This is a genomic window from Chryseolinea sp. T2 (assembly GCF_037203685.1).
GTDB lineage: Bacteria > Bacteroidota > Bacteroidia > Cytophagales > Cyclobacteriaceae > Chryseolinea.
Window position 1 is genome coordinate 219326 of sequence record NZ_JBBCAU010000001.1, and the last position, 12513, is coordinate 231838.

Sequence of the window (12513 nt, forward strand, 5' to 3'; positions counted from 1 at the left end):
ACTACTTCTCCTGAAGCAGCTGTCCGCTCAATCTTAGTAACTCGGTCTCAGCAACTTTGGCTACATACCGCGCGTTGATCAAACGGTTATAGGCATCAGCAAGACTTTGCTGCGCGGTGCGAACTTCAATAAATGTGTTTGCACTGCGCTTAAAGCTTTCAAGAGCAATGTAGATGTTCTCCTTTGCCAACCCGATAGTCTCTTCCTCAATGAGCAACACCTTCTTGGCGTTTTCGTACGCCACGTAGGCGTTGCGTATCGCGACATCGATGTTGATTTTCGTCTGCTCATAAAGCAACTTTGAGCGATCCAGATTGATTCGCGCCTGTGCAATGTTACGACGGTTAAGGAAGCCATTCATTATGGGAAACGAAGCCGTCAAACCATAGTTGAATCCACTGTTCCTGTTGAACAAGGGAGTAAAGTTGTTAATAACAACTTCGTTTTCTGTTCTGGAAAAATTATATGCGCCTATCAGACTGATGAAGGGATACGTCTCGCCCCTTCGTTCCCTTACAGATAAACTGGCTATATCAACTCCCTTCTTGAACGACTGCAAAGTGTAGTTGCTTGTCTCTGTCTTGGATTGTACATCCTCCTGTGAGATGTCCAAATCGATTATTATCGTATCAGCAACGTCGTACACAACCGGGAGACGTTTATTCACCAGTCCGCTCAGCTGATCTTTAAGCTGGGCGATGGTTGTCTCCTGTGTAATGGCGGCTGTCCGTTGCGCATTCAGATCGACTTTCGCCTGAAGAAGTTCCGGCTTTGCACCTGTTCCTACTGCCAGTCTCCTATCCGCCAGGCGTACACGTTCCTCGCCCAGCACTACCAGTTCTCTGATTGCTGTGAGTTGCTGCTTCTGCCTTACGATATTGAAATAGTTGAGCACCACCTGTGATATGGTTTGAACCATTTGGTCCTTCACGTTGATGACGCCCTGTTGTGCGAGCTGGTCGAGTCGCTCACGGGTAGCGAACATTCTACCGCCGTCAAATACAAGCCAGTTGGCTTGCAGGGCAGCGGCTATGTTGTTTGTGCGTACGCCATTACGTTCAACCAGGCTGTCGTTACGAAGGATCTGCCGCTGATTGTTTACGTTCCAGGTTCTTGAACCCGTGGCATTTATCACCGGAAAGAAGGCGCCGACAGAAAACTTGTCATCGACCTGGGCGCTGTGCGACAACGTGCTGGCTACGCGGACGTCATAGTTCTGCTCAATTGCCAGCGCTATAACCTCCTCCAACGAAACTACTGTCGTCTGTGCTTTGACTGATGTCGAGATACAGAATATTGCAAGAATACTAACGATTAGACTACGCTTCATAAACCAGTTCAGGTTGTTTGGGCACGGCCTGCTGTTCAATTGCAGGCTTGCGTTTACGCGACAGGTACGTGTACATCGCAGGAATAACAAATAGTGTCAGGATCAATGAGAACATCACACCACCTACGATCACAATACCCAACGGCTGACGGCTGGTGGATGCTGCTCCTATTGAAAGTGCAAGAGGCAGTGAACCCAACGCCATAGTAAGACTTGTCATAAGGATAGGACGCAGGCGAAGGCGTGATGCTTCGATGGCCGCCTCGAACTTCGATAATCCTTCATCGCGCTTTTGGTTGGCGAATTCAACAATAAGGATACCGTTCTTGGTAACGAGACCTATCAGCATGATCATACCTATCTGCGAGAAGATATTGAACGTTTGGCCAAACAGGGCCAATGCAATAAAAGCGCCTGCAATAGCGAGTGGCACAGTGAACATGATCGTGAATGGATCTATAAAGCTTTCGAACTGAGCCGCAAGAATGAGATAGATAAGAACCAAGGCCAGAATAAAAGCAAACGAAGTATTGCTTGCGCTTTCCGAATAATCGCGTGAAGTTCCTGACAACGACGTCGTAAAGGTGTCATCCAGCAACTTCGCCTTTATCTCGTCCATTGCTTTAATGCCATCTCCGATTGTCTTGCCAGGGGCCAGACCAGCGCTAACTGTTGCAGATTTAAAGCGGTTAAAGTGATAGAGAGAAGGCGGCGTGGTCGTTTCTTCTACGGTAACCAGGTTATCGATCGATACCAGCTGTCCTGACGCGGTGCGAACATAAAGGTTCTTCAAATCGTCCGGATCGTCGCGGTTAATACGCTTCACCTGGCCCATTACCTGATATTGCTTTCCTTCACGAGTGAAGTAACCAAAGCGCAAATTGCTATAGGCAAGCTGCAACGTCTGGGCTATGTCCTGAACGCTTACGCCAAGCTGTGCGGCCTTGAGCCGGTTAATCTGAACGTTAAGCTCAGGTTTGTTGAACTTCAAATCGATGTCGACGCCCTGGAATGTAGGGTTGGTATTTACAGCTTCCTGAAACTTAGGAAGCACTTCCTTCAGCTTCTCAAAGTTGTTGTTCTGAATTACGAATTGAACAGGAAGTCCACCTCCACGACGGCCCACCTGGATGGTTTGTGGTTGAATGGCAAACGCGCGACCCTGAGGATAATGTGAAAGGTTCTTGCCCACATAATCAACAATCTCCTGCTGACTTCGAACTCGCTCGTTGGGCTCCGAGAGGGTAACGCGGATAAAGGCGTTGTTCACAGATCCCGAACCGGAAAATCCAGGGGCCGTTACCGAAAGTGCTGATTTGTATTCAGGGACAGAATCCTGAACAAACTTAACAAGACTCTGAACATAGTTGTCCATGTAGTCATATGACGTGCCTTCTGCCGCACTCAACTGCATAAAGAACTGATTGCGGTCTTCCATCGGTGCAAGCTCTGACTGAATGTTGGAGAAGATCATATATGCGCTGCCCAAACAAACTACGATCACCATGATAGAAACCCATCGCACTTTCATGAAACCAGTCAGCCAGCGCTGATAGCCCTCCTCCATACCGCGGAAGAACGGCTCTGTCTTGCGATAAAACCATGAATGCTCGTGATGACTGCGGGTCATCTTCACACTCAACACTGGGGTAAGAGTCAATGAAACAAAGCATGAAATCAATACGGCTCCTGCGACAACAATGCCGAATTCCCTAAACAATCGGCCTGTAAATCCCTGCAGGAAGAGTATTGGAAGGAACACAACGGCCAGGGTAATGGAAGTCGATATAACTGCAAAGAAAATCTCTTTTGAACCCTCGAGCGCGGCGCTGTGTTTATTCATCCCCTGTTCTAGTTTCTTATAAATGTTTTCTGTCACCACAATACCGTCGTCAACAACGAGGCCGGTTGCCAGTACGATACCCAACATTGTAAGTACGTTGATGGAGAAGCCGCACAGGTACATGACGAAGAAGGTAGCCGTTAACGATACGGGGATATCGATCAGCGGACGAAACGCTATAATAGCATCGCGGAAGAAAAGGTAGATCACAGCAACAACCAGGAGGATAGAAATGATCAGTGTCTCTTCAACTTCCTCGATGGAACGACGAATAAAAACTGTTTGATCTGTCATCACCTCCATGGTGATGTCGTCAGGCATGTCTTTTTTAATTTGATCGATGCGTTTGTAGTACTCATCAGCGATTTCCACATAATTTGAACCAGGGAGAGGAACGAGTCCAAGGCCAACCATGGGAATGTTGCTTTCGCGAAGAACAGACTCTTCGTTTTCAGGGCCAAGTACAGCTTCCCCAATGTCTCTGACCCGAATGTCGCCGCCGGGAAGTGAACGAACAATTACGTTATTGAAACTTTCTTCAGTGTAGAGACGGCCAAAGGTGCGAACGGTAAGTTCCGTAGCATCACCTGCAATCTTGCCGGAAGGAAGCTCTACGTTCTCCTTGTTCAATGCAATTTGTACGTCGAGTGCGGTGAGTCCATATGCACTGAGCTTTGATGGATCAAGCCAGATGCGCATGGCATATCGTTTCTCACCCCAAACCTGTATGCTACTGACTCCTGGGATGGTCTGAAGACGTTCCACAAGAACGTTGTTTGCATATTCTGTTAACTGCAGTGAATTACGTGTCTTGCTTTGAACCGTCATCGCGATAATCGCATCCGAATTTGCATCTGCCTTAGATACTACGGGAGGGGCTGTAAGGTCCTGAGGAAGTTGACGGGTGGCCTGCGATACTTTATCGCGTACGTCGTTGGTCGCGGTCTCCAAGTCAATGCCGAGTTCAAATTCGATGTTGATGTTGCTTGAACCTACACTCGACGATGATGTTATGTTCTTTATACCGGCGATACCGTTAATTGATTTCTCCAGTGGTTCCGTGATCTGAGATTCAATGATATCGGCATTAGCACCAGAATAGTTCGTGCGCACACTTACGTTGGGAGGATCGATCGCAGGATAATCGCGAACACCCAAAAATGTAAAGCCGACCGCACCGAACAGTATGAGCAATATGTTCATGACGATGGCAAGCACCGGTCGCTTAAGGCTTATCTCTGAAATGTTCATAATTCAGAATTTTAAGTTTAACCTATCGCTCTGCCGTGAGGCGGGCAATTTTGATTTTGGCGTTTGGCCGTATCGCCATGAGGCCGGTAGTGACAACCGTGTCACCTTCTTTGAGTCCTTTGGTTACCTGGACGAACGCTGAGTCGCGAATGCCGGTTTCCACAACGGTGTAGGCAGCACTGTCACCTTTGAAAAGGATCACTTGCTTGTTTCGCGCAGCAGGGATGATGGCTTGTGAAGGAACGAGCAAAGCGTTATCATCATTGCCAAGGCGAAGGTTCACTTTGGCGAAAACGCCAGGAACGAGTTCGCGGTGTGTAGCGTTTACCACTGCACGCACACGGAGCGTTCGCGTATTCTGATCTACACCATTCTCAGTTGCAATAACTTTTGCAACGTGATCGCGCTCTCCACCGTCGACGCGGAATGTGATCTGATATCCCTTAACAATTTCCTTCGCATATTTCTCAGGCACCGAGAACTCGAGCTTAAGATTGTCGACCTGGCGTAAAGTAGTTACGATGTCCGTTGGTGAGATGTAAGAACCAAGGCTCACATTGCGGAGACCAAGCGTACCTGCATAAGGTGCCCGAACTTCAGTTTTGGAGATTGCAATCTTGGTACCTTCAATATCCGCTTTAAGGTTTTCAACATCGAGTTCGCTGAGGTCGTAGTCCTGCTGGCTGATACCATTGATCTTCAAAAGTTCTGCACTGCGTTCCTGGGTCTTTTCACGGATCTCCAACTGTACCTGAAACTTCTTCAACTGTGCCTGCAGATCCTGATCAAACAGTTTGAGAAGCAGCGTTCCCTTAGCAACGTTGGCGCCCTCCTGGATATTCAATTGTACCACGCGTCCTCCGACTTCAGCTCTGATTTGAGTCTCTTCGAAGGGCAGCAATGATCCGGGTACTTCGATGTTTTCGCTGATGGAAGTTTTTCTGACAACATAGCCATCTACAACCAACGGTCCTTGCTGACGCCGGGCCGTGGGGGCCTGCTCATTTTTCTTAGAGCATGACACCGCGCCAAGCATAACAATCATGATGACAAAAATTCTGACAGATGGCAGCATAGTGAGATCTGAATAACTTAAGTAACAATACGAGATTCGAACAGGTTTCCGGATTATCGCGGCATAGAGAGAAACGCGGCGTGCAATCCAAGTATCTGTGGAATCAGAAGGGTGGTCTCGTCATTAACGACTACGAAGTCTGCGCGTTTCATTTTTTCCTCTTGCGGCATTTGTTGACCGATGATTGCCCTGATCTGTTCCTTAGAACGATGTGGATCACGCTTCACAACTCTTTCGATCCTCAGCTCATCGGGTGCCGTTACGACGACGATCCGGTCCAGTTGCTTGTAAGAGCCCGCCTCATACAGTAGGGCAGCCTCTTTTACAACATAGGGATGGTTTGAATGTTCACTCAGCCATCTGGCGTAATCGTGAGCCACTCGTGGATGTACCAGGCTATTCAACTTCTCTAGCTTATCAGCATCGTTAAACACTGTCGCACTCAGGTACTTCCGATTAAGGCTACCATCGGTATTATAGGACAATTCTCCGAATTCTTTCTTGATGTTACTTATCAGTATTCCATCGGTGGTCATTAAATTTTTCGCGTGGCTGTCTGCATCATAGACGGGGGCGCCGAGGCATGCCAGTATTTTGCAAACCAGGCTTTTGCCGGAGCCGATGCCTCCTGTTATGCCAATTTGAAGGGTTTTGATCACCTAGAATTTGATGGTTACAGAATCAATTGACAGCACCCGGGAATATGCGGGAAGGCCTACCACCTTAGGCATGATTTTCTTCGTGCCACGCTTGAAGCCCGTGAGGTCGAGTACAGCCCGTACGGAATCCATCTTCAGACTGTCGAGCGAACGTTCCGGGACAGCAATTTTACAGGGCAATTTCTGACGCTCAATGAACGGCCACGAATTTCGTGGCGCATGGATCACTGCAAGAGTTGCTGAATCGCTGATCTCAACCATCTTGTCTACGCGAAAGCTGATGTTTATGGTCTCAGGATTTCTGTAGATGAGCTCATCATTCAAAAACGCCAGGCGCACCGGCTCCTGAAAATCATCATCTATGTTTCTTTGAGGAATCTTGACTGATAAAGGATTGGGCAGAGACCTCAGTAAACTCAATGGTCCTTTCAAACGAACGGTGTCGGGTGACAATACAACGGGACTTGTAAGTGCGTACCCTTGTCTGAACAGCATGTCGGCCATGTCGGGCTCCAGGCGCAATAGTCGACTTCCCTTTCGCTCAACACTGAGATGAAGGGTGTCTGTAAGAATAAAGTTAATATCGAATCCACCGAGTTGCGCTGAAAGAAGAGCCGGCAAAGTGCTTCCCACAATCTTCTTCACTTCAGCAGGTCTTTCCAGCGAAATGACGAGGGGAGCAACGCGCACGCCTGCACTGCGGCGAAGCAGATTCCAGCCAATACCCGTAACGTTGATCCTTACCAGCGAGGGCAGAGGACGAACCGGAATGAACCGTTCGCGATCAAATTCAAACTGTACGGGGAAACTCAGTGTCGTCGTATAGCGCTTGTTAAGCGCATTGAAACACCAAAACACTGATGCTGTGATAAAGCACAGCACCACGGCTTTCCAATTCCGTTGATGGAAGCGAAGTAAATTAAATATGGAATTGATAATCCCCACGGTGCAATATCAGCAAATTACCGTGGGCAACTACAGTGCCGGACTGGCTATTTCTTGGCCGCCGCCTTAGTGGCTTCGGCTGAAATTGCACTCTTGTTGAATCGGATGCGGCCTCCTTTTTCAACCTCGAGGATGAAGGTATCGCCTTCCATCTCGCCAATATAACCGTGTGCACCACCTATAGTGACGACGTAGTCGCCCTTCTTTAACTCCTCGATAAACTTCTTAGCATCCTTCTGTTTCTTCTGTTGAGGCCTGATCATAAAGAAATAGAAGATCACGGCGAATGCCAGAATGAAGAATGGCATGTAAGAGTTGCCTGGCTGAGCCTGAGCTAATATTGGGTGCATATTGTTCAATTAAGGCGTCAAAGGTATCTGAATTAAAACAAACATCCCAACCCGTTTTTCGACAGATTGGGATGCGCGAATTTATTAAATCTATTAACTGGTACTATTTTGTAGGGTTGGAAACAGACTTAGGTGTTACCATCGCCTTGAATCGGAGGACAGTCTGCTTCGGCCATGTATTTGCCGTAACGGTCACCGTCTTGTTTTGAATGTTAGGCTTGCCGCTGCTGTCGAATTTAGCTTTTACGAATCCTGTTCCGCCAACGGGAATAGGCTCTTTGGTCCAATCAGGAACCGTGCAACCACATGAACCTTGTGCGTTCTGGATAATGAGTGGCGCATTGCCGGTGTTCTTGAAGGCGTATTGATACTCTACCACATCACCTTCATTGATAGTTCCAAAGTCGTGCTCAGTAGTCTGGAATTCAAACGTCGGAATAGGACCCTCAGGTTTGGTTTCAGGTGCCGGTGCAGCAGGTGTTATTGCAGGTTGAGCAGCCTTTTTACCCTCAAGGTCATTGAGTCGCGCCTCAAGAGCAGCTATCTTCTTTTCTGCGTCCTTGTCTTTGCATGCTGTGGCTGCTGCTGCAACGATCACAAGCATCAACATTGATTTTAAAAAATTACGCTTCATGTTTAATAATACTTTCAGTTTGACGATCTCTTAACTCTTTTTCCCACGAATCTGTTCCAGTAACTCATCTACATCTTCAAGCAATCGCTCGGCCTTGTTCTTGGCCTCATCAACAACCTTCTGGCCCTGGCTCTTCGCCTCCGAGGTTAAGGGAGTTTCTTTCCCACTTACAAAGTCGTTGATCAATTCCTGAAGCATGTTCCGGTACTTGTCGAGCTGATATGACAGCTTCTCACGTGTAGCCGTGCCTTTGTCTGGAGCGTATAATATTCCAAGGATTGCGCCTGTGGCTGCTCCAAACAGAAAGATCAGCAATGTGTTTCCGCTCTTCTTGCTCATAGATCATCAAAATTAGTTAGCGTTATGACGCAAATTCAAGATTTTAACAATTTTTAACAAGTGCGATTCCGCTGTATCGTCATTTATTGTCGATCAAACCCCTGCCGCTCTTCTTGATTTCTCCGGAATCCTTCAATTCCTTGGCAATTACATCAAGGATACCGTTGATGAACTGACGACTTTTTGGCGTGCTGTAATTCTTTGCCAACTCGATGTATTCGTTGATGGTGACTTTCACAGGGATGTTCGGAAACGTTAGCAATTCGGCAATTGCCATCTCCAGAATCATTCTATCGGTAAGAGGCAGACGATCCACTTCCCAGTTGCGCGTATTGCTGGCCACCAGTTCCTTAAACTTCGGATCGAGGTCTGCCGCCTTGTCGTACAACCGTTCAATAAAATCCTTATCGTCGTCCCAGTTCAGCGACAACGTGTGAAGCACAAGAGGTGTTGGTTCTGAGGGATCAAAAGTCTTTACAGTTTTCTCGACGAGGCCTTTAACAATATCCTTGTCCTCCGCCCAGCGCAACACTTCCTCTTCGAAGTACTCATTGATGATAGTTTTCCCCAGCACGACCTTTCTGAAGAGGTGGCCGATGAATTTCCGCTGGTCATCAGTTGAAGGCTCCTTTTTATCGAGGTAATTCAGATACTCGTTATCCTGGCGGATTACATCGCGAAACCATCCTTTAATACGGTCATTCTTGTCTTCCCAGGTCTTTCCGAACTTGAGCGCCTCCTTCCGAAGTGCAGGACTGTCGCTCAATGCCTTGATCCAGGCATTATTAACAAAATTCTTATGGCTTACTTTCTTATCGGATGCAGCAACGTGATTGAAGGCAGGAATAATCGAAAGGACGCTGATGTAATGAGCATAGATCTTCTCTACCTCGCTAACAAGGTTCTTGCGAAAGAAGTCTGTATCCTTTTTTGATTGGGCAATGTAAAACTTGAAGCATTGGTTGACCACTTTATCAATGGTCTTATTCTCATGGGAAACGCTGGTTTCTCCTTTGGCAAATGCAGTTTCGAACAGCTTGGAGGCCTCTTTCTTGTTGGCAGCCAGCAACGTCTTGTCCTGGGCTTCCATCGAGTTGAGGTCGGGTAAAAACGCCTCATTAATCTGTTCAAAACAGAGCTCGTAGTTTGCATCCTTGCATTGCTGCAGGGCGAAGAGGCTTTGCATTACTTTAATTCGGAGGCTTCTTCTGTTAAGCATGGTAAAGAACGGCGGTTTTTTTGCAGGGCACAAAAATAGATAAATTATAGTAGGTTTGATTTTTGAAAATCAGCAATACGCACAAATTGCGACGGAATTTGTTAAACGGTTGATTGGCCGAACAGAAACCCTTGTCAATTCGTTTGCGTTTTAAATTGCTGATCTGCCGGAATGAAATATCCACCAACTGATAAAATACCCAAGGTGATAACCAAGCATAGACATTCCATCGGTGCTATCATTCTGCCTGTTGAGTTGCGGCATTTATGTGCTAGAGTATCAGTTGGATAAGAGGTTTTAGAACAAGATGAAAGAACTCAAGTACCTGAATAAGTATCTGCTGAAGTACAAGTGGCACCTTATCCTGGGGACAATATTCATCATCATATCGAATTATTTCCAGATCGTACCTGCACAGCTGGTGCGTTATGCTATCGACCTGGTTGCCGACAACCTTCGGGTCTATCAAACGTTGCAGGGGGTCGGGGCGCAGAAGGAATTCTTCAAAGTATTTGCCTTCGGCATTGTCATGTATGCTGCCCTGATATTGCTCATGGCATTTCTGCGGGGCCTGTTTCTTTACTTCGTGCGGCAGACGCTCATCGTCATGTCGCGATTGGTCGAATACGATTTAAAGAATGAAATCTTCGAACATTACCAGACGCTGCCACTAAGTTTCTATCGCCGCAACAACACGGGGGACCTGATGAACAGGATCGCCGAAGATGTTGGCCGCGTGCGGATGTACCTTGGCCCCGCCATCATGTATGGCATTACTCTGGCCACGTTGTTCCTCACGCTTATACCAATCATGTTCAGCATACATGAGCGGCTGACGTGGTATGCGCTGAGTCCGTTGCCATTGTTATCCCTAAGTATCTTTCTTGTTAACAATACAGTTGAAAAACGTTCTGAATTGATTCAGAAGAGTCAGTCGCGATTGTCAACTTTTGTGCAGGAGGCCTTTAGTGGAATCCGCGTGCTCAAGTCATTCAATCGTGAAGAGGAGTCGATTTCAAAATTCAATGTGGAAGCCGACATCTACCGTCGCCAGTCGCTGAAGCTGACAAAGGTGCAGGCGCTGTTTTATCCATTGATCATGGGACTGATCGGGCTCAGCACTATCTTAACTGTATACGCCGGCAGCACTGAAGTCATCAATGGCAATCTCACACTTGGCAACATTGCTGAGTTTGTGATCTATGTTAACTTACTGACATGGCCGGTCGCCCAATTGGGATGGACCACCAGTCTTGTTCAACGTGCTGAGGCATCTCAGAAGCGCATCAACGAATTCCTCAAGACGAAAACCAACATCATTTCCGATCGTGACATAGATCGGGAGATTGCCGGCAAGGTAGAGTTTAAGAACGTAACGTTTACTTATCCCGACACCGGTATCAAAGCACTGAAGAACATATCCTTCGTTATTAATCCCGGTGAATCGATGGCGATCATTGGCGCGACGGGCTCCGGGAAAAGCACTATCTCGGCATTGGTATCGCGGCTTTATGATGCCCGTGATGGTGAGATTCTCGTCGATGATGTTCCGATCTCTGATTATAACCTCCACAGCCTTCGCAGTCAGATAGGGTACGTTCCCCAGGATGTGTTTCTGTTCAGTGACACAATCTTTAATAACATCGCATTCGGACTTAAGAACGCGAACGAGCAATCGGTGATGCAGGCGGCGCGTGACGCGGATGTCTATGAAAACATCATGGGCTTTCAGATGGGGTTCTCAACACGTGTCGGTGAACGTGGGATTACCCTTTCGGGTGGTCAGAAGCAACGCGTGTCTATCGCGCGGGCTATTGTACGGGAACCAAAGATCCTCATGCTCGATGATGCACTGTCGGCGGTTGATACACGCACTGAGAACAACATTCTTAATGCGCTTAAGCGGATCATGCTCGGCAGGACGACGATCATCATATCGCACCGTGTGTCGTCGGCAAAGCTTGCAAACAAGATCATTGTACTGCTCGACGGTGTTGTTGTTGAATCGGGCACGCATGAGTCGCTTATTGAGCAGAATGGATTCTACCGCGACCTGTATGAAAAGCAGTCGCAGGTGGATGATTCAGAAAATTCCAACGGTAGCCCTGATGGCCAGGACGACGAGTCGTTGTCTGGCGAGGCCAATCCGGAAGTGTTGCCTACATCAGAATCATAGACAGACTGGCCACCAAAATAAACGTCCGCTATTGTCAGAATCGCAGACGTCCGCCTACTCCGGCAAATCCCCTGAATACGAACGGACGATTAACGAGTTCAATCAAAACGCTGACTTCGCCAAATAGTGTGATGGGTACATCCTCAAAAGTGTATTCCATACCTCCCATGAATTCAGGCCCGAAATCAACGTCGGTTACTGTTTGATAATACGGAGTCTTCGGAGGTTCGTTAGTGTGGTACTGATACTGAACGCTGGCAAACTTAATCATTGCACCGGCGCCCCAGTACCAGTCAAGCATACCTTCCATGCCAGAGACCGGAATGTTGTATTGAAACAGATATCGCCCCTGCAGATACAACGTGCTGCGAACGTGATGCGACAGATAGGTATCGTTCTCGAAGTCGTTGAACTTGTGGAATGACTTCTTGTAGTAATTTGAACTCCAGTTCCCCGGCTGAGTTCCGAGCAGGAATTCTACAGCATGATTGCTTTGAATATAACTCTTGAAAGTTATCCCTAGCGGATAACCCAACCGTAGTCCCAGCGATCTGTCCTGGGCACTTGCATTGTATGCAACACACGCCACGAGAATTGCAGCGATCAACACTTTTCCATTCATAAATGTCAAGATTTACGCGTGCAATATAAGGCGTCTCCTGCGACGATTAATTATGAATGTTCGTTTTTTG

11 protein-coding genes are annotated in these 12513 nt (G+C 47.4%); 1 reads left to right on the plus strand and 10 read right to left on the minus strand.

Going from position 1 to position 12513, the window contains the following annotated elements; all coding sequences use genetic code 11:
* Nucleotide 1: 1 nt before the first annotated feature.
* The 9 genes from WBG78_RS00900 to nusB all read right to left on the minus strand — a co-directional run bounded on the left by WBG78_RS00900 (nt 2) and on the right by nusB (nt 9645).
* The gene (locus tag WBG78_RS00900; RefSeq protein WP_337324474.1) at nt 2-1330 is read right to left on the minus strand and encodes a TolC family protein; all 1329 of its coding nucleotides are present in this window, start codon (nt 1328-1330) and stop codon (nt 2-4) included.
* On the minus strand, nt 1320-4424 hold the full coding sequence (locus tag WBG78_RS00905) for an efflux RND transporter permease subunit (RefSeq protein ID WP_337324475.1): 3105 nt from the start codon (nt 4422-4424) through the stop codon (nt 1320-1322). The genes WBG78_RS00900 and WBG78_RS00905 overlap by 11 nt, the downstream gene beginning before the upstream one ends.
* Before the next feature lie 22 nt (nt 4425-4446).
* Nucleotides 4447-5469 carry an efflux RND transporter periplasmic adaptor subunit gene (locus WBG78_RS00910; protein ID WP_337324476.1) on the minus strand — a complete coding sequence of 341 codons (1023 nt, stop codon included), beginning with the start codon at nt 5467-5469 and terminating at the stop codon, nt 4447-4449.
* A gap of 83 nt (nt 5470-5552) precedes the next feature.
* Nucleotides 5553-6158, minus strand: coding sequence for a dephospho-CoA kinase (coaE, locus tag WBG78_RS00915; protein ID WP_337324477.1), 606 nt, complete (start codon nt 6156-6158; stop codon nt 5553-5555).
* Nucleotides 6159-7016, minus strand: a complete 858-nt coding sequence (locus WBG78_RS00920; RefSeq protein ID WP_337324478.1) for a hypothetical protein — start codon at nt 7014-7016, stop codon at nt 6159-6161. It lies immediately after the preceding gene.
* Between the two features lie 134 nt (nt 7017-7150).
* The gene (gene yajC / locus WBG78_RS00925; RefSeq protein ID WP_337324479.1) at nt 7151-7453 is read right to left on the minus strand and encodes a preprotein translocase subunit YajC; all 303 of its coding nucleotides are present in this window, start codon (nt 7451-7453) and stop codon (nt 7151-7153) included.
* A gap of 103 nt (nt 7454-7556) precedes the next feature.
* The gene (locus WBG78_RS00930; protein WP_337324480.1) at nt 7557-8087 is read right to left on the minus strand and encodes a DUF1573 domain-containing protein; all 531 of its coding nucleotides are present in this window, start codon (nt 8085-8087) and stop codon (nt 7557-7559) included.
* A gap of 30 nt (nt 8088-8117) precedes the next feature.
* On the minus strand, nt 8118-8426 hold the full coding sequence (locus WBG78_RS00935) for a YtxH domain-containing protein (protein WP_337324481.1): 309 nt from the start codon (nt 8424-8426) through the stop codon (nt 8118-8120).
* Between the two features lie 79 nt (nt 8427-8505).
* The gene (gene nusB / locus WBG78_RS00940) at nt 8506-9645 is read right to left on the minus strand and encodes a transcription antitermination factor NusB (protein WP_337324482.1); all 1140 of its coding nucleotides are present in this window, start codon (nt 9643-9645) and stop codon (nt 8506-8508) included.
* A 307-nt stretch (nt 9646-9952) separates the two neighbouring features.
* Between nusB and WBG78_RS00945 the strand changes: the two genes are divergently transcribed.
* Complete coding sequence (locus WBG78_RS00945) at nt 9953-11821, plus strand: ABC transporter ATP-binding protein (RefSeq protein ID WP_337324483.1); 1869 nt, start codon at nt 9953-9955, stop codon at nt 11819-11821.
* Nucleotides 11822-11855: 34 nt separating this feature from the next.
* On the opposite strand, the gene WBG78_RS00950 is transcribed toward WBG78_RS00945, so the two are convergent.
* Nucleotides 11856-12443 carry a hypothetical protein gene (locus tag WBG78_RS00950; protein ID WP_337324484.1) on the minus strand — a complete coding sequence of 196 codons (588 nt, stop codon included), beginning with the start codon at nt 12441-12443 and terminating at the stop codon, nt 11856-11858.
* Nucleotides 12444-12513: the final 70 nt, after the last annotated feature.

What these genes read in the sequence shown, in the direction of transcription:
- WBG78_RS00930 (WP_337324480.1), bottom strand. Translation starts at nt 8,087, where the DNA reads ATGAAGCGTAATTTTTTAAAATCAATGTTGATGCTTGTGATCGTTGCA.
- WBG78_RS00945 (WP_337324483.1), top strand. Translation starts at nt 9,953, where the DNA reads ATGAAAGAACTCAAGTACCTGAATAAGTATCTGCTGAAGTACAAGTGG.
- nusB (WP_337324482.1), bottom strand. Translation starts at nt 9,645, where the DNA reads ATGCTTAACAGAAGAAGCCTCCGAATTAAAGTAATGCAAAGCCTCTTC.
- WBG78_RS00900 (WP_337324474.1), bottom strand. Translation starts at nt 1,330, where the DNA reads ATGAAGCGTAGTCTAATCGTTAGTATTCTTGCAATATTCTGTATCTCG.
- yajC (WP_337324479.1), bottom strand. Translation starts at nt 7,453, where the DNA reads ATGCACCCAATATTAGCTCAGGCTCAGCCAGGCAACTCTTACATGCCA.
- WBG78_RS00910 (WP_337324476.1), bottom strand. Translation starts at nt 5,469, where the DNA reads ATGATTGTTATGCTTGGCGCGGTGTCATGCTCTAAGAAAAATGAGCAG.
- WBG78_RS00905 (WP_337324475.1), bottom strand. Translation starts at nt 4,424, where the DNA reads ATGAACATTTCAGAGATAAGCCTTAAGCGACCGGTGCTTGCCATCGTC.
- WBG78_RS00935 (WP_337324481.1), bottom strand. Translation starts at nt 8,426, where the DNA reads ATGAGCAAGAAGAGCGGAAACACATTGCTGATCTTTCTGTTTGGAGCA.
- WBG78_RS00950 (WP_337324484.1), bottom strand. Translation starts at nt 12,443, where the DNA reads ATGAATGGAAAAGTGTTGATCGCTGCAATTCTCGTGGCGTGTGTTGCA.